The sequence below is a fragment of the Corallincola spongiicola genome (assembly GCF_004284785.1).
In the GTDB taxonomy this organism is placed as follows: Bacteria; Pseudomonadota; Gammaproteobacteria; order Enterobacterales; family Neiellaceae; genus Corallincola; species Corallincola holothuriorum.
Genome location: NZ_SHLY01000004.1, coordinates 18,960 through 40,994, shown reverse-complemented (window position 1 = coordinate 40,994; position 22,035 = coordinate 18,960). Strand labels below are relative to the sequence as shown.

Below are 22,035 nucleotides of genomic sequence, written 5' to 3'. Positions count from 1 at the left end.
GAAGCCGTGGTCTGAGCAGTGCAGTCTCGTTATGAATTCAATGCTTCATAAAGGCGGTTAATATGTTCCGGTTGCAGGAAGTTCTCGACCAGTTCTGCAGGCATCGGGCGACTGAGCAGATAGCCCTGCACCTCGTCACAGTTCGCGTCTGCTAGGATCGACAGCGTATGTAGGTCTTCAACCCCTTCCGCCACTACCATAAAGTTGAGCGTATGTGCCACGGAGATAATGGTTTTAATAATCTCCAGATCTGAAGGCGAATCATGCAGCGCGGCGACAAAGCTTTGATCGATTTTAAGTGTGTCTGCTGGCAGTTGGCGCAGGTAATTCAGGCTGGAATAGCCAGTACCGAAGTCATCAATCGCTACTTTAACCCCCATGGCGCGCAGCGCTTGCAACACAGAGATGGTTGAGTCGATATTTCCGATCACCATGCTTTCGGTGATCTCTAACTCCAATAATCCAGGGGTGATATGAAATTCATCAAGTAGTGCTTGTACTTGCGCCAAAAAGTCTTCTTGATAAAGCTGCTTCACAGACAGGTTAACTGCCATACCGATAGTGGCATGCCCCAGTTCACGCCAAAGGGCTAACTGTTGGCAGGCCTGGCGCAGCACCCACTGACCAATCTCTAAGATGAGATCACTCTCTTCGGCCAGGGGAATAAACTCACCGGGAGAAATAATGCCATGCTCAGGACAGTGCCAGCGCACTAAGGCTTCAAAGCCGATGAGGCGCATCCCTTTGGTATGGATCTTGGGTTGGAAGTAGAGCTCTAAGTTGTTGTCACTGACCGCGTTGCGCAGGCGAGATTCCAAAGACAAGCGGTGTAACGCTTGTGCTTCCATCTGCGGTTGAAAGCTGGCCGCGGTATTTCGTCCTGCCGCTTTGGCTTGATACATCGCCATATCGGCTTTACGGATCAGGTCATCGACGGTGGTTGCGTGGCGGGGCGAGAAGGCGATACCGATGCTGGTGGATATCTTAATCTGTTCGTTTAGCTCTTCAAATGGGGCGGCAAGGGCATTGAGAATTCGCTTGGCAATAGCATCGGCTTCGCTTTCAGCGTTAATACCGTCGAGCAGAAGTACAAATTCATCGCCACCGAAACGTGCCAGGGTATCCTGTTCCCGCAAGCACTCTGTAATGCGCTTTGAAACAGTGCATAGGAGCTTGTCTCCAGATTCATGGCCGAGCAGGTCGTTGACGTCTTTAAAGTGGTCGAGATCCAAAAACAAAACCGCGAGGAAACTTTGTGAGCGTTTCTTTTTCAGTAATGCTTGCTCAAGGCGATCGACAAACAGTTGCCTGTTGGGCAGACCGGTCAAAGCGTCGTGGCAAGCTTGAAAGCGGATCTGCGCTTCTTTGCGCTTTAACTCGGTGACTTCGCGAAAGCTCCACACCCGACCTGAGAGTACGCTATCAATTATCTTTGGACGCGAGCAGTACTCCAGATAACGGGCATCTTTTAGGCTTAACACCCCGGTTAACTCAGCCAGTGGATTATCTTCAAGTGCATGCAACATGGCATACAGATCACCTGGTATCTCTAGCTGGGCGGCTAGCGTATCCAGCAGCACAACTTCATTCTGTTGTGAGGGATCTTTCGCGACGATGCCAAACAGGTGTGTCGCCGGTTGGTTGTATGCCAAGTAGTTGCCCTGACGATCGACAACGATAACGGCATCCTGGATCGCATCCAGAGTAATATTGAGTGTGGCAACACGACTGGAAAGTTGGGCGTTCTGCTCGACCAGCTCTGCAGACATTAGTTCGAGCGAGCGCTCAACCAGTGCTCGGTCTTCATCATTCTGTTCGTAGGCTTGTTCGACAGTGACAAGTAGTTGCTGGATCTGTTCGGGCAACTCAGTCAAATCAATATTGGCACGCTTTAGTTGGCGTGCCAGTAGTCTATGCATCTTGGCTACAGCTCAGTTATCGTTGTGATTGTCATGGTTTGGTTATGCAATGCGCAGTCTCCGGTTTCTACTACTGGAGACAGCTCACCATAAGAGTAGAAGCCGCATTGTACAGTATTTGCCCCAAGCAATTCTTTGACGGCTTCCACTTCTTCTTCAATACGCTGTTTCAAAACCATTTTTCGGCCTACGCAACTGACTAATATCGTCAATTGTGGCGAATGCTTTAGCATTTTTGAGGTGGCTTGCGCGGCGCCGGTCGCGCCATCGATCAGGCGATCGAAATTGGCTTTCATTAGTTGTGCATAACAGCCTTGCGGCATATCACCCGCAAAAGTCATGCTTTGTTCTTGTTCATTGATGCCAAGAATGGTGCGGACCACCGCTGGTTGATCTTCATCGACCTTTACACTGAGCGGAAACAGCAAGCCAGAGGCGGGCAGGTCAGCAGCATACTCGCCAAGGTATTTCTTATATAATGTCAATGCCGATTGCCCATCAAGTTGCAGCAATACATTATCTTTCGCCGCAGTGATCTTGCGTGGTGGGCCAAAGGGATCCCAGCCGCCTAATGAGCCATGGCCGACTTCCAGTCGATCACCATATAAGCCGACGGCGATGACTTGGTTCTGATGGACCTGTTCATTGTGCCAGGTATAGGTGGCTGCAAAGCGGTCGCCATCTCCAGCCAATCCACCACTGACTAAACATCTGTTTGCTAAAACTGTGGTTAAACCGCGAGCTAGAGCGGTGCCATTAATATTGATCCCCTCAGAGAAAACTAAGGTGTGTTTTAGCGCCGTCAAATCAAGCTGCTTAGCCAGTTGCTTGCCCATGGTTTCACTATCAAGGGCGCTGGTATGCCGTGCCGACACCACCTTACAGCAACTGTGCTGTAGGTGTATCGCGGTTAATGACAGGCTGTCATCTGCAACACTTATGTCACTGATTTCACCAGCGGTACTACAGCCGACGAATTCGGCATCAGGAAAGCATTTATGCAGCATCGGATACTGCTGCCGGTAACTTTGTTGAGTGCCAAAGACCAACACCAATTCAGCATCCGGTAATGATTTCTCATTGATTGGGGCTGACCAGCTATCGTTAACAAAATTGGCTTGGAAAAGCTTCATCTACAAATGACCGAAAACGGGATGGTTTATGAAGTGTAGCTTTTTCATTTTATTATCGTTATGTCAGCAGACAACAATCACTCTGATGATCCTGCCCAATACTATTTTGTTTGTTGCGAAGTGGCGCTTTAACTTGGCTGTGGCTACTCAGCGGCTAAAACAAGAAATGGCTTCAATCCAGAGATTGAAGCCATTGTTTATTATTACGTTTTGGCGTTAGGCTGCCTGATGGGTCACTTTACTGTGCAGTGAATCATCCTTGCCGCCGCAGGCTTTGAAAAAGGCATACATGATGTCAGTACGGCTGATGGTGCCAACTAATACCCCATTCTCAACCACTGGGTATATCTTCGGGCGGCTCACATCTGCTTCAGCTAAGCGCTCTTCTAGTGATTGCGCCTTGTAGCTTAAAACGAAGCCGCTATCGGTCACCGGGTAGACCTTCTCGCGGTCAACCGAGATAAACTCAGCCAGCTTAATCAGGCAGTCGCCCGGCGCTACGGTTGCCACTTCACGACGCATGATGCTGCCAACTGTTTTTTCTGCACTGAGTTCGTAATCCGCTAACCAGAGTTCACGCAGTAGATCATGCTCAGAGATAAAGCCTACCAGCTGATGATTGCTGTTAACCACTGGCATACCTGTCTGGTGGAGGCTGAGCATTGCTGTCAGTGCATCCATTAAGCTGGTGTTTTCAGTCAGGCTGGCAGTAGGAGCGTGCATAAATTCTTTAACTTGCAGAGTGACATTGCTGTTTTTCATGATGGTAGTTCCTTTAATTTTGTCTAAATGATTTACTATTTTTGATTCAGATTTGAGTGTTGGACGACGGTAAATTCCCCAGTAGGTCAGGCCGACAAACATGGCGCCGCCGATGATGTTGCCTAGGGTGACCGGAATGAGGTTGTTGAAAATAAAGTTGCTGAATGTCAGGTCACTGAATGCTTGTGCAGACATGCCTGTTGCAGCCCAAAAGTCTGGGCCTGCGCCTGATTTAATCGCTATAGCCAGCGGTACCATGAACATATTGGCAACGCAGTGTTCGAAGCCTGTGCTGACAAATAGAGCCACTGGAAGCACAACCAATAACGCCTTAGTGAGCACATCTTCACTGCTGAATGTCATCCAGATACCGAGACAAACCAGCATGTTACAAAGAACCCCAAGGGCAACGGCCTGACCAAATCCATGATGTAATTTGTGTTGAGCGATCTGTAGGGCATTCACCCCCCACTGGCCACTGTCGAGCATGTAGAGCTTGGCGCTATAGACCAAAGCCACCAGTACTAAAGCACCGACAAAATTGCCCAGATAGACACGCCCCCAACAAGCCAATTGCTGACGATGAGAGATGCGTTTACTGGCACGTGCAATAGAGGTGAGCACGGTGCTGGTGAACAGTTCGCCGCCACAAATGACGATCAGTACGAGGCCAATGCTGAAAGCAAAGCCGCCAACCAATCTAGATAGTCCCCACGATGCTTCGTGATTACCTGTGGTCACGGTAATGTAAAAGATAAAGGCTAGGCCAATGAAGATGCCCGCTGTCACGGCAAGGGCGATGGAAGTGGCTGGTGCTTTCACCACTTTTTTGTATCCATACTGCTCTGCTGTTTGGGTCATCCTCTCCGGCAGCTCTAAGCCAGCGGTTTCAGATTTGTTCTCGATAAGTTTCATCTGCTGCTCGTCGCCTCCTGTAAAGTCATACTGTTTCTCCAAGGTTTGATAAGTGCCGTTACCGCAGTGCTGTGGTGACCGGCCTAATCAAATTAGGCGGAAATCAAACAAAAGAAAAATTGATAATTTATGTAATGTGGTTAAGCTAAATTGATATCAGATAAAGCTTGCTTTAGTGATTTGTGATTCAATTAACAAAAGCTTTTTTAAACAATGAATTAGGTGTTTTTTGATGCGTTATACGCTGAAACAGATAGCTGTCTTTGAAGCGGTTGCCAGTTATGAAAGTGTTAGTGTGGCGGCCAAGAAATTGGCGCTGACACAATCTGCGACCAGCATGGCGTTGTCACAATTAGAAAAACTGTTAGGGCAGCCGTTGTTTGAACGGAATGGAAAGCGTATGTCGCTGACCCCTTGGGGCCAGTGGCTTCGGCCAAGGGCAAAAAAGTTGCTGTTTGATGCGCAACAGATTGAATTGGGCTTCACTGGGCAGCAGTTAATCAGTGGTGAATTGTGTCTTGGTGCGAGCCAAACCGCAGCAGAGCATTTAGTGCCTTCTCTTATCAGTAAAATTGATACTGATTTCCCAGAGCTCAGAGTATCGGTCGATGTTGAAAATACCGAACATATTATCCAAGGGGTACTGGATCATGAGTATCAATTGGGCGTGATAGAGGGGCGTTGTGACGACTCTCGGGTCAATCAGGAGATCTGGTGTCACGATCATCTGGTGATTATCGCAGCCCTGAATCACCCCTATGCCAAGTATGAGCGGATCAGTTTGGCCCAGTTAGAGCAGGCCAAGTGGGTTTTACGGGAGCCTGGTGCCGGTACTCGGCGTATTTTTGATTCTGCGATCCACGGTCTTATCGATAATCTTGATGTGTGGCGTGAGTATGAGCATGTGCCGATCCTGAAAAGTATGGTGAAAAATGGCGCTTATCTCAGCTGTTTGCCCTATCTGGATGTGGCGAAAGCGATTGAATTGAAAGAGATTGCCTGTCTTAACGTGCCTGAGCTGAATATGGCACGCACCCTTTCGTTTATCTGGCGCAAAGATGGCGGCGACAATTCCCTGCGTGATTGCATCATGTCGGAAGCTAAGTGGTTAGCGAAGCGCGGTTTGGTGTCTAAGCCATAAATATAATTGATACTTTCGAGGTTGGTTATTTATTGCTCTGATTTAAACGGGCATACGACACAAGCCGCTTTGCTTGCATCGCAAGCAGGTGAAGTGGAACGCCGTGAAGCGATGCTTCGCGGCCGGACGGCACGCGAACTTCAGTTCGATTCCGGTGTGGCCTTGCAGGCAATAAAAAAGCCTTATCCGAAGATAAGGCTTTTTTATAAAATTTGGTGCCCAGACCCGGAATCGAACCAGGGACACGGGGATTTTCAATCCCCTGCTCTACCGACTGAGCTATCTGGGCGTAGTTTTCTAAATCTTGCTCATTTTATCTCACCCCTCCATGGAGTACTTTCCGGCTCGGCGTCCTGCCTCGCGTTCGACAGCTGCAAAGCGTTGCTTTGGTCTGTCTCACCCAACTGAGCTATCTGGGCGTGTCTTGCAACTCACTATTTCGTGAGGAGGGCTATTAAACGGATTTACGCCGAGCAAGTCAACAGTGATAAGAAAATGTTGCGCTGTTTGCTGGTTATTTATCCGGTTAGGTCGCATTGATTGTCATTATTTAACCAGTTCAGTGCTTCCTGAGGAGTGCTGAAATAACCTCGTTTAACTTCTGGATGCGCCTGCCAAAGTTGTTCGAGCACCGTTTTTCTGATGTGAACATTGGCAATAGCATAAGCGACTCGCCGCAATCCGATCTGTTTCATGCGTGCGTGGAGATGGCGTACAGCATCTTCGCTGTCCGGTGTGGACAAAGCCCAATGACCGGCGTCAACATAAGCTTTATCAGGAATATATCGCTGGTCGGCAAGCTGCAGGGCAATCGACTTGTGCATCAATTGAATACCTTGGGCGTTGAAGCTGCCGCTGATGGTAAGCATCATTAAATTGTTTTCGACCGCAAACTTCCATTGTCCATGTGCCGCAAGTGATTCTTGATTCATTGCCCTGTTCCAGACTGGTAATGCATTAATCGCCTCGTTCGGTTACTTATCTTGAGTTCGCTATCGCTGTACTTTGATAATGCCGTCACTATAAAGCAATTCATATGGTTCCTTGCATTTTGCGTCGCCAAACTGGTTATTGTTTCAGCTATTGCACCGACCAAATTACAACTATATGGCACGGATCAATTTTAGCATTAGCTAAACCCTGTGAACTGTTGTCAGAAAAATATACACTTGGTTTCTTAGGGACGAGAATACCGCTTTCCCCCAACAGCATGGAATAGCTTATGAGCCAACCTGTCACCTCTTTGCAATCACTCGTTAAGCTTTTCTCCCGTGGCAAGCTGTTCCTGCTATTTTCGTTATTGGCGTTGGTACTGGCCGGTGCAGCTAGTGTGTTGATTAAGCGAGACACCATACTGCCAGGTTTTGCTGAACTTGAGGAAGCCGAAGTCAGAGGGCGTATTGCCGTATTTGACGCCTTGCTTGATGAGTCTAGGCAGCATTTAGCACGTTTAGCCTTGGTGTCGGGTGAACATTTGCGTAATGGTGTTTATGAGCAGCTAGATCGTGATGGTAGAACAGATGCTACCTTACGGACGAACCTCAATCAGTGGGCGGTGTTGCTACAGGTTGATTTTGTCCTACTCATGGATCCCAAAGGGCAACCTTTGTTTATCTATGCCTTTGACCAGGCAAAACAGCAACCGCTGCGAAGTGAGCACCTGCTGCAATTAGTGCAAACACTTCCCCTCGCTGCACGCCCTGTTGAGCGAAAACAGGTGACTAGTGGTGCGGTGATGACAGACCATGGCGCTATGCAGTTGGCGATGGCCCCCGTGGAATCAAGCAGCCAAAGTGATGGTCCTGGGATGTTGGTTGTCGGCACCCTGATGGAGAGTCGGGTCGCAAAGAAGTTATCAAATATTACCCGTACTGAGTCCGCCGTAACCTTCCTCAGTCCGCAGCAAGTCGCTGCAAACACTCTCACGCGACTGCAAGAGCACGGTCAGTTGCTGCGGGAGAACAGTGCAAATGAGATTGAGATCAACCAGTTGTTAGTTGGTGATACTGGTTTTGCCCCACTCATTCTGCGCGTTGCTGTTGATCGTGATTTGATGCGACGGGGTGAACAGGAAGCCAAATTGGTGATGAGCCTGATATTGCTGGCTTCTTGCCTGTTGGTGATCGCCGTTATCGCTATTCTTGGTTTTTATGTGGTCTTTTTGCGTCGTTCTCAACAACGAATTAAGGCGGTGGTGAGCCGCCGAACCGAGCAGCTGAAAGAGGCTCGTGACAAGTCTGAAAGAGCCTTGCAGGAAGCGGAGAAAGCGAGTGAGGCCAAAAGCGCATTTTTAGCCAATATGAGCCACGAGGTACGAACACCAATTAATGGCATTATCGGTATGGCGGAACTTGCTGCTGAGTTTCCCCTGTCAGCGGATCAACGCAGCGTGGTTGACACCATTATGAAAGAGGCGGAAGCCCTGCGTATGTTGATCAATAACGTCTTGGATCTGAGTAAATTTGAAGCGGGTTGTTTGGAGTTGGCTAAGGTCGACTTTGGCTTGGTGAACTGTATCGAAGAGCTATTTTCCGCGGTGACTTTGCGTGCCTCTAATAAACCGATCCAATTCCATTGCCAGATCGCGCCGAATGTCCCGCTAATGGCGACCGGTGATCCCATGCGACTTCGACAAGTTTTAATGAATCTGGTCGGTAATGCGGTGAAATTCACCGAAACTGGTGATATCCGTCTTGAAGTCGAAGTGTTGGAATCGTTGCCTGAGCAGTGGTACCTGAAGATTTCGGTGCGTGATACCGGCATTGGTATGACCGCTGAGCAACAGGCGAGGATCTTTGAACCATTCCGTCAGGCAGATGTGTCTATTACCCGTGAGTACGGTGGCACGGGGTTGGGCACCTCCATCGCGCTTGAGTTGATTGATATGATGGATGGCGAGTTGGCGGTTGAGAGTGAATTGGGGCAGGGCAGTTGTTTTTGGTTCACCCTGCACCTAGGACGGGCGCAAAACCGGGCGCTCGTTGGCCAGTCCCAGGACAACCTGGAGCTGCCGACTATATTAGTCGCTGAGCCAAATGAGCAAGTGCGCTCGACGCTCGGACTCTATTTGCAAAGTATGGGCTATCAAACCTTGTTGGCGGCGGATTGGTCGCAGATGGTGGCTAACTATCGCTGTCTATTTGAACGTGACGCCAGTACTGCTGTACTGCTGGTCAATGACAGTGAGATCCCACCGACCACAGAGCCAGAGTTCTCTGCTCGTCCGTTGGTAATACTGAGCGACATTGGTCAACAACCTAAATCGTTGAGTTCGGCGGGGTGGCGAACCTTGCTACGGGGCCAGTTGTCGTTGCCTTTACGATGGCAAGAGTTGCGGAAGGTACTGACCGCGCTAGAAAAAAATGACCGACAGGTGTTGCCGGAGCAAGTAAGCGAGCAGCAACCGAGCCAACCCTTGCGCGGTGTACAGATCCTGTTAGCTGAAGACTACCCTGCGAATCAACAGGTGGCGACGGCACATCTGCAGGCCGCCGGCGCGGAGGTTGTGTTGGCCTGTAATGGTGAAAAAGCCGTTGCAGCCTATAAGCGGCAGCGTCCGGATCTGGTATTGATGGATCTGCAGATGCCGATTATGGATGGTTTTACTGCTACCGAGCAGATCCGCGCATGGGACCAACTGCAAGCCAATGATGTTGAGCATCCTGTCCCTATTATTGCCTTGAGTGCACACTCTCTCGAAGGGGTTCGAGAGCGTTGCTTTGATATCGGTATGGATGATTTTCTGTGTAAACCGTTTCGACGACAGGGGTTGTTATCGACGGTGCAACGCTGGTTAGCGTCGACAAAAACGGTATTCGCCTCGATTAATACACTGCCGGATGAGGCTGAGTCGAATAGTGCTATCAGCGCCCCCGCGGTGATCATCGATATGTCGCAGTTGATGGAGGAGTTTCTCGGTGAACGGGAGATTGTCATTTCGACACTGGCACAGTTTGTTGAACTGTTGCCAACTCAGTTAACCGAGATGCAGCAAGCGCTATTAGATAGTGAATTTGAGCAGCTGCGTGCGGAAGCGCATAAGATTAAGGGCGGTGCGGCCAACTTAACCGCTGCCGCCTTAGCAAGCGCAGCGAAAGTATTGGAACAACGAGCTTTAGCAGGGAACAGTGACCAAATAGGTACAGCTTTAGCTGACTTAGCCGGCGAAATTAAACGGTTTTGTCGCCATGTCGAGGAGATAATGACAGGTGTCTAATTTAAAGAGTTTAGTCGTCGATGACGATTTTGTTTGCCGGAGCAAAATGTCCGCCATTCTTGGTACCTTTGGCACCGCAGTACAGGCTGAAAATGGTAATTCTGCGCTCAGTCGCTTTGTTGCCGCGTTAAAAGCTGATGTGCCGTTTGATTTTGTCACGCTGGATATCGATATGCCGGATATGCGTGGCCTGGATGTTTTGAGTGAGTTGCGTGCATTAGAGCGGCGTTACGGTATCGAAGAGAAAGCGCGAGCGCATATTGTAATGGTGACCTCATATTCTGACCGAAACGAGGTTATTAAGGCGATTAAATCCGGTTGTAATGACTATCTGTTGAAGCCATTCACCGGGCCAGCGATCAAAGAAAAACTAGCGCAATTTGGTTTGTTAGTTGAGCCAATGGCTGACGCTGATCCCGCGCAAGCGGCAGCAGCGGTTATCACGCCGCAGCAAGCGTTAAAGATCAGTATGGAGCGACTGAAAAAAGGTGAGCTGGACCTGCCCCGACAGTCGGATACCTACAATGCGTTGAAGTCATTGATGGCAAAGGGGGCGGATATATCGCAGATCGCCGAACTGCTGAAAACTGATATTGTGGTGACAGCAAAGCTTATTAAGTTAGCCAATAGCAGCTACTACCGCGGTTTACGGCCATGTAAATCATTGACTGATGCAATTAATCGCTTGGGCCTCAAGGTCACTGAGCAGCAGGTTAATGCTATCTGTATGACTCCTAGCTTTGATATGGCCTGTGAGCAGGCGAAGCAAAGTGCCAAATTGAGCTGGCAACAATCGATCAGTACTGCTTATTGTTGCGAGCAAGTGGCAAGCGCCTGTGCCATGCCATTCGCACTGGACCCGTTCACTATTGGCCTGGTTCATAACACTGGTAAGTTGCTCATTCTGCGGTTGTTCGACGAACTTAGACAACAAAATCCGATCACAGAGAGTGAGTTGCTGGAGTTGGAAAAAAGTTTTGAAGATTATCAGGGGTTGTTTGGTGCCAGTGTTCTGAAAAGTTGGGGGTTTCCCATCGGCTATCAACAGCTTGCGAAGCAGCAACAGGGGCTCAAGTATATCGACAAAGGGTTGGCGGCGAGCCCTGAGCTGCACCTGTTGCATGTAGCACAGCGGCTTTGTATCGCCGTCGGGCAAGGGGATATGGAAAGCGGTGCAGAGAGTTTGTCGCAGCTGCCTTTTTGCCAACAGCACGGTTTGTCGGCGCAGGTACTGTTCGAGCTAATGGGCAGCTTAGTTGAATCATTGCCAGAACTGCGGCGAGTGTATTGTGAGGATTGAATGAGCAGATCCAAGAGCTAATGAAGTTGTTAGCGCTGCTTAGGGTTTTGCTAAGCAGCGCAATACTCTTTGCTGGCTATTCTGCTTTACTCGGCGGAGTGTAGCCATCGACATCAATCTCTTCGCCTTCAAACAGAAACTTCACCATGTTCTGTTCAAGCATTTGTCTGTGCTCCACATTCATCATGTTGAGCTTGTGCTCGTTGATCAACATGGTCTGTTTGGCTTGCCACTGCCCCCAAGCTTCCTTGGAGATATTGTCGAAGATCTTTTTCCCTAGTTCGCCAGGGTAGAGTTGGAAATCAAGGCCATCAGCCTCTTTCTGTAAACGAGTGCAAAATACGGTACGAGCCATCAAAGTGTCTCCTGAGAAGCCAGTTGTTTAAGTAGCTTTTGCGTGGGGGCCGCAAGACCCACCGTTGCGGGTTGCGCCAAGTTATACCAGAGCGTGGGTGTTGATTCCATGCAATGAGTGATTCCCTGAGTGTCAGTTAACGACAATAGTAGCGGCGTGATCTCTAAATGAAAGTGGCTAAAGGTGTGGCGGAACGCTGGTAAGGTTTGTCTTTGCTCTGCTGAGATACCAAACATGGCTAACTGCTCCTCTAATGTCTGTTGATCAGCGGCTTCAGGAAAACCCCATAATCCGCCCCAGAGTCCAACGGGCGGACGTTGCTGTAGAAAAACCTCATTGCCTTTTCGCAGCAGCAATAGGAATACTCGCCGGGTGGGGATCGTCTTTTTCGGTTTGGATACAGGAAAATCGCTAGGGGAACCGGTTTTCTCGGCGGCGCAAAGTGCTTTGACTGGACACTCTGCACAGTTGGGGCGACTGCGGGTGCATAAGGTGGCGCCCATATCCATCATCGCCTGATTGTATTGTGCGACACCCTGTGTTGGAGTGAGCTTGTCAGCCATTAACCAGAGCTGCTTTTCGACGGCGGCTTTCCCTGGCCATTCTGGCAGTGCGAGCAAGCGAGCTAACACGCGTTTGACATTACCGTCGAGGATCGGGTGACGTTGTCCGGCGCTTAATGACAAGATTGCCCCAGCCGTTGAGCGGCCAATACCGGGTAGCGCGATCAAGGCTTCTATCTCGGTAGGGAACACCCCCTGATACTGCTCTACAATGAGCTGTGCTGACTTATGCAGGTTTCTGGCGCGGGCGTAGTAACCCAGCCCTGTCCACAGGTGCAGCACCTCATCTTGTTCGCCTGCTGCGAGTGCTTCGACGCTTGGAAAGCGCGCCATAAATTTTTCATAGTAGCCAATGACGGTGCTGACTTGAGTTTGCTGCAGCATGATCTCGGATACCCACACTCGATAAGCTGTTTTATCTTGCTGCCATGGCAGATCTTTACGCCCCTGCTGCTGATACCATTCAATAATTTGCTGATTAAACTGCTGGCATCTATCGGTATTGAAAAAAGTCATCTATCGGGCTTTGATCTATTCAATGTGGGTTGGCAGCAGTGTAACCAGATTCTTCTGCTGGGCAAGCGGTCGCTACAAACTGAGAGCAAGAAGAATGAAGCCTTATGCTTGCTTTATTTAGGGTGAGTAAAAGATCCAAACTTGCGCCGCTTTCCCTTGCTATGGATAATTCCCGCCCCTTGGCTAATGCTATATGTCATGCTTGGTTGTTTAACCTGTGTTTTTCAGTGTGAACGTAGAGCGCCAGAACTTAACTAACACCATGTATTGAGGAACAAAAGATGAGCGATGAGCCGAAGCGCGATGTGAATCAGGCAGAATATACCGAAGAGGGTAAGTATGTTCGCAAGATCCGCAGTTTTGTGCGCCGGGAAGGGCGACTGACTAAGCGTCAGAGCCAGGCTCTCGAGCTGCTTTGGCAACAGTATGGCCTTGATTACAACGCCGGCATGCAAGATCCCAAGGCGCTGTTTCCTGCTGCAGATACTTATGTGTTGGAAATTGGTTTTGGTATGGGAAAAAGCCTGGTTGAGATGGCGAAGAATGCTCCTAATACTGGCTATATCGGTATTGAGGTACATCGTCCCGGCGTCGGAGCTTGTATTGCCGATGCCAACGACGAAACGATCAGCAATCTGAGAGTGTATGAATATGATGCCGTAGAGGTGTTAGCTGATTGTATTCCCGACGGTAGTTTGGATCGGGTACAGCTGTTCTTTCCAGATCCTTGGCACAAGAAAAAGCATCATAAGCGTCGTATTGTTAAGCCTGAGTTCATCGAAAGTATTCGTCAGAAGTTGAAGGTCGGTGGCGTATTTCATATGGCCACGGATTGGGAAAATTATGCTGAACATATGCTGATGGAGATGAGTGAAGCCCCAGGTTTCATCAATCAGTCGGAGGCTGGGGATTTTGTGCCCAGACCCGAGCATCGCCCATTAACTAAGTTTGAACAGCGTGGTCATCGGCTTGGTCACGGGGTGTGGGATCTGATGTTTGAGAAGTCTGCCGAATAGCGCTTTAGTCTTCGATAGCCTTAAGCTCTATGTACGGGCTATCGGGGTCAACAACGACGCAGTTTCTGGATTCTTTGGCCTTATACAGGGCTCTGTCTGCGGCATCGTAAAGTTGCTCAAAGCTGACATTGTGGCCGCTAGCAACACCAAAGCTGGCGGTGACACGAAGGTTTTTGGTAAAGGTATGAGTGGCAAAGGCTTGGCGTATCTTTTCCGCCCGTTCTTCTGCTTTCTTTAAACTACAGCCAGGCAAGACCAGTAAAAATTCCTCCCCCCCAATCCGCGCTAGCATGTCGCTTTCCCTGCAGCTTGCCAGTGCTACTTCAGAAAATTGCTGGAGCACACGATCGCCGGTTTGGTGGCCATGGGCATCATTAATTTTTTTGAAGAAATCGATGTCAAAAATAGCAAAGGCGACTTCATGCAGGCGAAGATCCGTGAGCCAGGATTCGGTGTGGGCGATGGCCGCGCGGCGGTTAAGTAATCCGGTCAGACCATCTGTATCGGCCAGCTCCTTCAATCGTTTCCGCTGGATGACCATACGCTTAAAGAACAGCAGTAGAATAAGCCCAAGCGCGATGCCTAATATATTCACTGTCCACTGCAATCTTTGCCGCTCTTCTGCGGCATCAAGTTTTCTTTGAAACTCTGCATTGCGATTGGCAAGCAGCTCATTATTACTGGTGACCCGCTCATATTCCATCTCCGCCAGCAGCGCTTCGATGCCGCCGGAGAGCACTTCCCGTATGCGTACTAGAATACTTAAATTGTATAGTTCCATCTGCTCGAAACTAGCGCTGGCATCTCCTCTCGCTGTGGCTAATAGCGCCTTTAGCTTAAGTATATTGGCGCCTTCAAAGCTGTTTCTCGATGTGCTAGGTAACTGCGTAAGATATTCTGTAGCCTGTGCGATCATCTTTTCGGCATCAATCAGTTGGTTATTACTGATCGCTAATTCGGCTTTGAGGCCAGTGAACAGATATTTTTCTCTTGTTGAGCTACTTAATGCATCACCGATAGCAATAAAAGGTTGCGCCTTTGCTGTTTGCCCAGAGGCCATATATAGATTGGCTAGTCCCAGTGCTGCCTTCAATTTCAATGCCGGTAGCTTGGCGTTGCTGGCAAAATCGTTGGCGAGAATAAACAGGCTTTCCGCTTTTTGTGGTTGTGAATCGGTTACATAGTTTTGAGCCAATACCAACAGAGTCTCGATATATTGGCTGTGGGGGCCCTTTTCTTCAAAGAAAAATCGAGCCAGCGTTAACAATTGCACCGCATGCTCTGTCATTACCACGCCGGTATAAAAGCGGGCATAGGAGAGATCCAGGTTCGCGTTCAGCCTTGGATTGTTGAGCGGCTCGGTAATGGCTTTGGCGCGACGCAAGAACTCTACAGCGATGAGTGGATTTCCCGATTCCGAGGTGAAATCTGCAGCAAAAATAAGCGCATCAATAGCCAGTGGCTTATCTTCATAGGCGATAGCGAGGTTTATAACTTCATTGACCTGTGCCATGACGGAATCGTAGTCGCGATGCTTGGCATTAAGGCGCAACTGCAGTAGCCAGGCGTCAGCGTATTCTGAAGTGGCTTGTTTCTGGGTTAACTCGCTTTGTGCTAAACCCAATACGTCACGGATAGGCTTCTCTAGTGAGGGGGCTCTGGCAAACATCAAGTGGGCTTTGGTGAGGTAGTATTGCCCAAGCCACTCATCTTGGAGATCCTCATCGGTGTCTAGTTGCTGGTACAGCTCTTCCAGTTCAGTCTCTGCGTCGGCCAATTCACCTTCAGCAATATGCAAACGCACTTGTTTAAAAGCATCAGTCATGTCACTCGCCATGCCATAAGTGGGCAAGAGCCAGCAGAAGGTAGCGACAAACCAGCAGATAACTAATTTCATAGGGTGCGCCTGAAGCGCTATTGTGTTTAGTGTGAATGGAATAATTTCATTGTAGTGCAGCAGCTTAGTCACGTATTGGAAGATGCGGGGAGAGTGATCCAGCTAACACTAAACAATGGCGGAGAACTTTGTACTCGTGACCTATTTCAACGTTACAATTATCACTATCGACATTTGAGGCGCTCCTGTTGTCATGAAATATCTACTGATTAGTTTTTTATTCTTTGTCCATTGCTCGGCGCAAGCTGCCTGGCACAGCCGTTATGAGTCCACCATGGGCACGCGGGTTGGCGTTGAGCTTTGGCACGACGATGAGGTACAAGCAGAGCGGATCATGGCGGAAGTGATGGAGGAGATGACACGGATTAATCAAACCATGAGCCCCTATATTGAGAGTAGTGAGCTTAGTGAGGTAAATCGTCAGGCTGCCGATAACCCCGTGACGGTGTCACTGGAACTGTTTGCTTTGTTATCAAAAGCGCAACGTTTTTCCGTACTCAGTGAGGGAGCTTTTGATATCAGTTTTGCCTCGGTCGGTTATCAATATGATTATCGTGCCCAGCAACGCCCTGATAAAGATGCGTTGGCCGCTGGGGCGTATCGTATCGATTATCGTCAAGTCCAACTAGACCCAGAGCTGCAGACGGTGAAGTTTGGTCGGCAAGGGATGCGCATCGACTTGGGGGGTATCGCTAAAGGTCATGCGGTTGATCTTGGCATTGCCGTGTTGCAAAAGCATGGTGTTAAACATGGGTTGGTGAATGCCGGTGGTGATACCCGTTTATTAGGGGATCGTCGTGGGCGACCATGGGTTGTTGGCGTAAAGGATCCACGGGTTGAAGATAAGCAAGCGGTATTACTGCCTCTGGTTAACGAAGCTATTTCGACTTCTGGCGATTATGAGCGCTATTTTGAGGAAGATGGCGTACGTTATCACCATATCCTTAACCCGATGACTGGGGATTCGGCCAGGGAGGTGCAGAGCGTAACTGTTTTGGCACCCGATTCGACCACCGCGGATGCTTTGTCGACGACGGTGTTCGTGCTGGGTGTGGAACGAGGGTTGGCATTGGTCGAGTCTATGGCAAATGTAGAAGCGATCATTATCGATAATCAACGCAAGATGCACTACTCCTCAGATTTGGCACCACCGGAATAGCGCTGAGCCAGATGTTGCAAATAACAACGGGCGCTAATTAGCGCCCGTTGTTATTTACATGCTTCTTTGGTTATGCGGCACTTTCCAATGAGTTAGCCATCACGTTTTCGACAGGTAAACAGCAGCCATGTTCAAACAGTACCAGTGTTTTACCGTCAGTGTATATTTCACCTTGGGCGACCAGCTCTTTAAGGATACGTCCCACTGTCTCGCGACTGGCGCCCACCATGCGAGCGATGTCCATGCGGGTATAGCGAACCTGAATTCCCTGTGGATGGGTCATGGCGTTTTCAAGGGTACTTAAGTATCTGAGCTTCTCTTCTACCCGAGCCTTGACGCCTAAGGTTGAGGCTGCCTGAACCTGCTTAATGTAGGTTTGCTGGCGGATAGCATTTTGTGCAGCAATCTTGGTTAACAGGCTGGGTTCTTTTGCTGCGATTTTTCCAACCACGCTAAACGGAATAGCGATCGCGGTAGATGGTTCACGTGCACGGGCGATGGTGGAGTGACGAACTCCGCTAGTTGACTGCAGCAGATATTCGGTTTCACCAGCAAGCGTGCCTGGTGCAGCCATGTCCAAAATAGTGCCGAGTGTGCCTTCATAGGGCACACAGATCTCAAAGCTACCATCAGTGATAAGAAAAAGATGCGTTGCTAAAGTGTCAATATCGTAAAGCAGCTGACCACGACGATAAGCAATGGGGCGTCCGTGTTGCGCCAGCAGAGAAAGGCTTGGGTCGTTTTTCCAATAATTCATAGGGCTACCTGATATAAATGCGAGAGTAAACTTCAACCGCGCTAGGCAGTGAAACTATCAACGAATTGTTACAATCCTGAGAAACCAATAGGAAATAAGCAGCTAGTGTGCCATTAATATGAACATCCTTGTTTTACGCGGAGTTAAATGTGTAAACCTTTCTTTACGCGAGTATTCTATACATGCTCGCCGGCATTATACCCTTTAAAAATAGCTGCCTTAACAGTTAAGTTACATAAAAATGACTTTAGATAAAAAAACGACCCGAAGGTCGTTTTTTATACAGATAATATGCTGATTACTAGCTACCAATCGTCCCATTCACTATTGGATTGAACGCGGTCAGGCTATCCATCAAACTGGCATTGCCTAAGCCGTTACCTGGGAAGCGACTAGAGAATAATCCCTGTTCGCCATGCAGCGCCATGTAGTTGAGTACGACGGTTTCTACCAGCAGGTTGACGTTGTTAGCCGCAGGGGTTCCTGAGGTTTCTACCGACGCGTCTGGACGCATATAGCCGAGCTGTTGATGCATTGCTTGTACTTCCGGGCTTCCGCCCATCAGTAGTGCGCGGCCATTGGGGTTATAGACCAGGAAGAAGCTGGAGGCGGTTGACTGGTTATCACCGGTCCACTCACCTTTGCCTCGTCCCTCTGCTGAGTCATCGACTCGGCCATTACTGGCCACAGAGCCATCGCTGAATACATACATCATCAGCGGCATGCCGCGGCGCGCAGCATATTCAAGGCAGGCACCCATGCAGCGTCCTGCACGCAGGTCGCGAATTTCGCCGGTGGCACGGTCGCCGGTATGGTAGTCGAAGCCACCCATGGTGATGGTGCCTGCGCCAGAGAAACCGTTAACTGCCAGCTTCATTACTGAGGCGGTTTTACGGAACTCTGCTTCACTATCAAACTCATCGATAGTGAAGATACCGCCTGGGCCGACGATGTCAGGATCAAGGGCGGGGTCCAGAGTGGATGGATCGCCAAAACGATCCGCCAGATCGGCACTTTTTACATAGCCACAGTTGACCAGATCTTTGATCACTTCATCGGTGGATACTTGGGTGTTGATCTGCCCCAACTTCTTATCACTGATGCGTTGGATCGATTCCATCACCGCCACTGCATCGGCCTGATCTAACAGACCAACCAGATCGCCAACATCAACCAAACCGGTCACATCGCTTGGGCGATCGACTTTGGTTGGACGTTTACTGGAATCGATCATGGCAGCAGGAGCCATCGAATTACCGCCGGAGTCAGAGCTGCGTGAACCGATCAATGACATGAGTGAACCGTCGGCACCGGCTTGGGCAATACCGTACATCGGGTTATGTGGGTTGTTGCCAGTGTCATTTTCAGAACGGGCAGGGATCACCGCACCATTGATCGCCTCGCGCGTTCCCGCGCTGGTTTTTTCCATAATGCCGCGAAGGAACTGACTGTCGCTGTGAAAGGCCAGCCCCAGTTCGGTATTAATGAAGTCGTTGGTACCTGTATCGGGGTTAGTGACTGCCGGTGTCATATCACCAGGCAAGCCTAACTTGGAGTAACCAGCAGAGCTGAGGAAGTCATTTTGTCCGCCACGGCCACCAACCAGTACATTAGAGCCCGCGATGTTGGCGCCACCGGCCAGGTCAAAACAGATAAATGGAATTTTACCTGCGCCCTGAACTGCGATACCACAAGATTCCCGCAGTGTTGCCAAATCAGGTGATAGCGCAGCCATCGCCTGTTGTGGGTTACTGAACAAGCTGAATACGGAAGCACCAGCAACGACACCTGCGCCTTTCATTAAGCCCGCAGAGATAAAGTCACGGCGAGTCACAGGGCGACTATGGTCACCAAATAGTAATGGTGCATCGGGATGTAAAGGCATCTTACGTTTAGCCATTTTCTCATCCTCCTCTTATTGCAACAGCATCGCTGCGCTACCTAAAACGGCTGCACAACTGGCTTTGACGACGGTACGGGTGCGGCTGGCATCGCAGCTGCTGTCATTTTGACAGACCGTCAAACGGTCTATCAGATTGTTTAACTCTGCTTCTACATCTGCGGCGTCGGGTTGCGTAGTGATACCACTGCCCAGCATATTACTGAGTAGCGGGTCGATGACCAAGCTACGTCCCGCTGCATCAAATGCGGTGGCGGCGTTAGTATTGAAGTCAAAACCAGGGAAGAAGTTACTACTCAATGTCGGGTCTTCCACCAAGACGTCACAATACTGGATCGCTAATTGGGTCACTGCCATCTGATGAGATGACAGGAAGGTCTCAATATCAACCACCGAAGGTAATTGCTGCTGTACCGTTAGATAGGTGTTTTGAATATTTCCAGCTGTGGTTGCTACGCCAGTCATGACGCTCATACTCGCGTTGATTTCGGCAAAGTTACGCATGCCGATATCTGAGCGCTCAGGTAGATCAGATGGTGCACTTGGCGCGTTAGGAATCGGCTCGATGAAGACGTTTTCGTGATTGCCAAAACGCTCGAAGGTGAGGAAAAACTCATCACTCTCAGGGCCCTTCTCGAGACCGACCAGAGCACCTAGCGGGCTTAAGGTCTGCGCTTCTGCCAGTGAGGTGCCCGCGTTTAGAGTCAATTGCATGTTGCCATACGTTTGACCAACGGCTGCTTCCTTACCATTGATCCCTAGCCTTAAGCCTTCGATCTGTAGGTTGTCGGTGAGCGCATTGCCATCAAGATCAATCATGAACGGACTACTGAACAGGTAACTGAAGTTGTCAAACTGACTGACTTCAAACACCACGTAAGTGCTTGGCGTACCGTCTTCAAGGGCATTATCTTCAGGTTGATCCAGCAGCTCACCAACAGAGAACAGCAGGAAGAATTTCTCGCCTACGCCGGCATCAAAATTCTGTTCAACCTGTTCGGCGGTCAGTATCCGGTTGTAAATGGCCAACATACGTACGCTACCTGCCCACTGGCGGTCGCCGGAGACTTCATTACCCAGCACCAACGCGTAGCTGTCATCCCAGCTTGCTAGGGTACTGCCCGCTTCACTGTCGGTCAGTGGGATAAGTTCGCCGTTAACGTAGATTTGGCGGCCATTCACCGGATCAAAAGTCACTACCACATGTTGCAGGGTGGCTTGCAAGATCTCATCGGCGTCTGGCGTTGACAGTGCGGGCTCGCCGTTACTGTCGGTCGTCGAACTGCGGTTTAAGAAGTCATAGTTATACAGGGTTTGACCCAGAGTAAAGTTACGCTCTGTGGTACCTGCTGAATAGCTGACGATACGCGCTGGTCCCTCTTGCGTGACGTTCGCAGGCGCGAACCACCCCTCGATGCTGTATTCACCTGTGGCAGTGATTAACGAATGAAGCTTCTTAGATGAAGCGGTACTGGCCTGAGCTTTACCTGAATTGATCATCAAGCCCCAACCTCCAAGCCATTCAACATCGCCGGAGATGGTCATGTTGGCTGCTGGCTCGATACCACTGGTATCGTAGGCTGTGCGGCCTTCACCGGTTTTAAATTGGTACAAGGCGATCACATTGTCTTCGAAGCGCCCACCCGATGAGGCAACAATGCCATCGGTTAAGCGTAGAGATTTTGATAGTACTAAAGCCGGATCGATTTCAGTGATATCAATGGCATCACTGAATGCCTGGATCGCTGCTTCCATTTCGTCAGCATTGCTGGCGCAGTTGCTCCAACAGTTGTGGAATTCGCTACTTAAGCGGACGACTAGACGGGAGCGTCCGGCACTGTCCAGATCTATTTTCGATTTGGCCGCTTCATAGGCGGTCATGGTGTCGGCACTGGCAAAGAACGGAGATTGAGGGATTGCCGCCTCATCACTATGACACTGCACGCAATACTCACGCACGATGGGATAGATGGTGTTGACGTAGTTGTCTGCTTCCAGTGGGAAACTCTTACTGCTGCCGGGTTCACGTATCACGGGATCGGTAAAGACGATCTCGTTGCCGCCACCACCAATTGAATCACCTGCCCAGTTGCTGATCCACTGGGTCATGGTCGCGGCACAGGCCGTGTCGCTGTCTAACCAGCAGTTGTGACCTTGACCGACTTTAATGACCAGTCGAGAATCTGCCGGGCTATCTAGATCGACGACCGTATTGGCCTCTGTGTATGCCAAGTTAACATCATCATCACGCACAAACCGTGGTGATTGGTCGTTAGTGTGGCAGGCGCCACAGCGGTTATCCGCTTCAAGGTTATCCCACAAATTGATCTTAAACTGTTGCACATCGGAGGTCGCTGGTGCAGGACCAGAATAGTTACCGTCGGTTGGCTGTTGATTACTAGGTGGTAAGGTTTCGGTGTCGCCACCGCCGCCGCAGGCTGTCAGCAGCAGCGTCGTAGCGAATAGTACTAATAGCTGTTTCATTT

General features: G+C 49.7%; 15 protein-coding genes and 1 tRNA gene. 5 read left to right on the top strand and 11 right to left on the bottom strand.

Going from position 1 to position 22,035, the window contains the following annotated elements:
• Window positions 1-29: 29 nt before the first annotated feature.
• The 3 genes from EXY25_RS12330 to focA form a co-directional block, all read right to left on the bottom strand.
• Window positions 30-1,919 carry a putative bifunctional diguanylate cyclase/phosphodiesterase gene (locus tag EXY25_RS12330; RefSeq protein WP_130567006.1) on the bottom strand — a complete coding sequence of 630 codons (1,890 nt, stop codon included), beginning with the start codon at window positions 1,917-1,919 and terminating at the stop codon, window positions 30-32.
• Between the two features lie 5 nt (window positions 1,920-1,924).
• Complete coding sequence (locus EXY25_RS12325; RefSeq protein WP_130567005.1) at window positions 1,925-3,052, bottom strand: FIST signal transduction protein; 1,128 nt, start codon at window positions 3,050-3,052, stop codon at window positions 1,925-1,927.
• 216 nt (window positions 3,053-3,268) lie between these two features.
• The gene (focA, locus tag EXY25_RS12320; protein ID WP_130567004.1) at window positions 3,269-4,729 is read right to left on the bottom strand and encodes a formate transporter FocA; all 1,461 of its coding nucleotides are present in this window, start codon (window positions 4,727-4,729) and stop codon (window positions 3,269-3,271) included.
• A gap of 232 nt (window positions 4,730-4,961) precedes the next feature.
• Here focA and EXY25_RS12315 point away from each other — a divergent pair, with 232 nt between their 5' ends.
• Window positions 4,962-5,870, top strand: coding sequence for a LysR family transcriptional regulator (locus tag EXY25_RS12315; protein WP_130567003.1), 909 nt, complete (start codon window positions 4,962-4,964; stop codon window positions 5,868-5,870).
• Window positions 5,871-6,083: 213 nt separating this feature from the next.
• Here the strand turns inward: EXY25_RS12315 and EXY25_RS12310 are convergent.
• A tRNA-Phe gene (locus EXY25_RS12310) sits at window positions 6,084-6,159 on the bottom strand.
• A 229-nt stretch (window positions 6,160-6,388) separates the two neighbouring features.
• Window positions 6,389-6,802 carry a SpoIIAA family protein gene (locus EXY25_RS12305; protein WP_130567002.1) on the bottom strand — a complete coding sequence of 138 codons (414 nt, stop codon included), beginning with the start codon at window positions 6,800-6,802 and terminating at the stop codon, window positions 6,389-6,391.
• Between the two features lie 290 nt (window positions 6,803-7,092).
• On the opposite strand from EXY25_RS12305, the gene EXY25_RS12300 reads away from it, so the two are divergent.
• Both EXY25_RS12300 and EXY25_RS12295 read left to right on the top strand, forming a co-directional pair.
• The gene (locus EXY25_RS12300; RefSeq protein ID WP_130567001.1) at window positions 7,093-10,086 is read left to right on the top strand and encodes a hybrid sensor histidine kinase/response regulator; all 2,994 of its coding nucleotides are present in this window, start codon (window positions 7,093-7,095) and stop codon (window positions 10,084-10,086) included.
• Window positions 10,079-11,386: an HDOD domain-containing protein gene (locus EXY25_RS12295; protein ID WP_130567000.1), complete on the top strand. Its 1,308-nt coding sequence runs from the start codon at window positions 10,079-10,081 to the stop codon at window positions 11,384-11,386. Before EXY25_RS12300 ends, EXY25_RS12295 begins: the two co-directional genes overlap by 8 nt.
• Before the next feature lie 76 nt (window positions 11,387-11,462).
• On the opposite strand, the gene EXY25_RS12290 is transcribed toward EXY25_RS12295, so the two are convergent.
• Window positions 11,463-11,741 carry an oxidative damage protection protein gene (locus tag EXY25_RS12290; protein ID WP_114338319.1) on the bottom strand — a complete coding sequence of 93 codons (279 nt, stop codon included), beginning with the start codon at window positions 11,739-11,741 and terminating at the stop codon, window positions 11,463-11,465.
• Entirely contained in the window at window positions 11,741-12,820 is a 1,080-nt protein-coding gene (gene mutY / locus EXY25_RS12285; RefSeq protein WP_130566999.1) for an A/G-specific adenine glycosylase, read from the bottom strand. Before mutY ends, EXY25_RS12290 begins: the two co-directional genes overlap by 1 nt.
• 281 nt (window positions 12,821-13,101) lie before the next feature.
• On the opposite strand from mutY, the gene trmB reads away from it, so the two are divergent.
• Window positions 13,102-13,836, top strand: coding sequence for a tRNA (guanosine(46)-N7)-methyltransferase TrmB (gene trmB / locus EXY25_RS12280; RefSeq protein WP_130566998.1), 735 nt, complete (start codon window positions 13,102-13,104; stop codon window positions 13,834-13,836).
• 4 nt (window positions 13,837-13,840) lie between these two features.
• On the opposite strand, the gene EXY25_RS12275 is transcribed toward trmB, so the two are convergent.
• A complete protein-coding gene (locus EXY25_RS12275; RefSeq protein ID WP_130566997.1) occupies window positions 13,841-15,733 on the bottom strand; it encodes a GGDEF domain-containing protein in 1,893 nt (630 codons plus the stop codon).
• A gap of 193 nt (window positions 15,734-15,926) precedes the next feature.
• Between EXY25_RS12275 and EXY25_RS12270 the strand changes: the two genes are divergently transcribed.
• Window positions 15,927-16,892, top strand: coding sequence for an FAD:protein FMN transferase (locus EXY25_RS12270; protein WP_130566996.1), 966 nt, complete (start codon window positions 15,927-15,929; stop codon window positions 16,890-16,892).
• A gap of 70 nt (window positions 16,893-16,962) precedes the next feature.
• Here EXY25_RS12270 and EXY25_RS12265 read toward each other — a convergent pair whose 3' ends face one another.
• The 3 genes from EXY25_RS12265 to EXY25_RS12255 form a co-directional block, all read right to left on the bottom strand.
• Complete coding sequence (locus EXY25_RS12265; protein ID WP_130566995.1) at window positions 16,963-17,649, bottom strand: helix-turn-helix domain-containing protein; 687 nt, start codon at window positions 17,647-17,649, stop codon at window positions 16,963-16,965.
• Between the two features lie 301 nt (window positions 17,650-17,950).
• Window positions 17,951-19,549, bottom strand: coding sequence for a general secretion pathway protein GspF (locus EXY25_RS12260; protein ID WP_165419350.1), 1,599 nt, complete (start codon window positions 19,547-19,549; stop codon window positions 17,951-17,953).
• 15 nt (window positions 19,550-19,564) lie between these two features.
• Window positions 19,565-22,033, bottom strand: coding sequence for a LamG domain-containing protein (locus EXY25_RS12255; RefSeq protein ID WP_130566994.1), 2,469 nt, complete (start codon window positions 22,031-22,033; stop codon window positions 19,565-19,567).
• Between the last annotated feature and the right edge of the window lie 2 nt (window positions 22,034-22,035).

Coding starts and splice junctions, on each gene's coding strand:
- EXY25_RS12255 (WP_130566994.1), bottom strand. CDS start 22,033: ATGAAACAGCTATTAGTACTATTCGCTACGACGCTGCTGCTGACAGCC.
- EXY25_RS12330 (WP_130567006.1), bottom strand. CDS start 1,919: ATGCATAGACTACTGGCACGCCAACTAAAGCGTGCCAATATTGATTTG.
- mutY (WP_130566999.1), bottom strand. CDS start 12,820: ATGACTTTTTTCAATACCGATAGATGCCAGCAGTTTAATCAGCAAATT.
- EXY25_RS12315 (WP_130567003.1), top strand. CDS start 4,962: ATGCGTTATACGCTGAAACAGATAGCTGTCTTTGAAGCGGTTGCCAGT.
- EXY25_RS12275 (WP_130566997.1), bottom strand. CDS start 15,733: ATGAAATTAGTTATCTGCTGGTTTGTCGCTACCTTCTGCTGGCTCTTG.
- trmB (WP_130566998.1), top strand. CDS start 13,102: ATGAGCGATGAGCCGAAGCGCGATGTGAATCAGGCAGAATATACCGAA.
- focA (WP_130567004.1), bottom strand. CDS start 4,729: ATGAAACTTATCGAGAACAAATCTGAAACCGCTGGCTTAGAGCTGCCG.
- EXY25_RS12260 (WP_165419350.1), bottom strand. CDS start 19,549: ATGGCTAAACGTAAGATGCCTTTACATCCCGATGCACCATTACTATTT.
- EXY25_RS12290 (WP_114338319.1), bottom strand. CDS start 11,741: ATGGCTCGTACCGTATTTTGCACTCGTTTACAGAAAGAGGCTGATGGC.
- EXY25_RS12270 (WP_130566996.1), top strand. CDS start 15,927: ATGAAATATCTACTGATTAGTTTTTTATTCTTTGTCCATTGCTCGGCG.
- EXY25_RS12265 (WP_130566995.1), bottom strand. CDS start 17,649: ATGAATTATTGGAAAAACGACCCAAGCCTTTCTCTGCTGGCGCAACAC.
- EXY25_RS12325 (WP_130567005.1), bottom strand. CDS start 3,052: ATGAAGCTTTTCCAAGCCAATTTTGTTAACGATAGCTGGTCAGCCCCA.
- EXY25_RS12300 (WP_130567001.1), top strand. CDS start 7,093: ATGAGCCAACCTGTCACCTCTTTGCAATCACTCGTTAAGCTTTTCTCC.
- EXY25_RS12305 (WP_130567002.1), bottom strand. CDS start 6,802: ATGAATCAAGAATCACTTGCGGCACATGGACAATGGAAGTTTGCGGTC.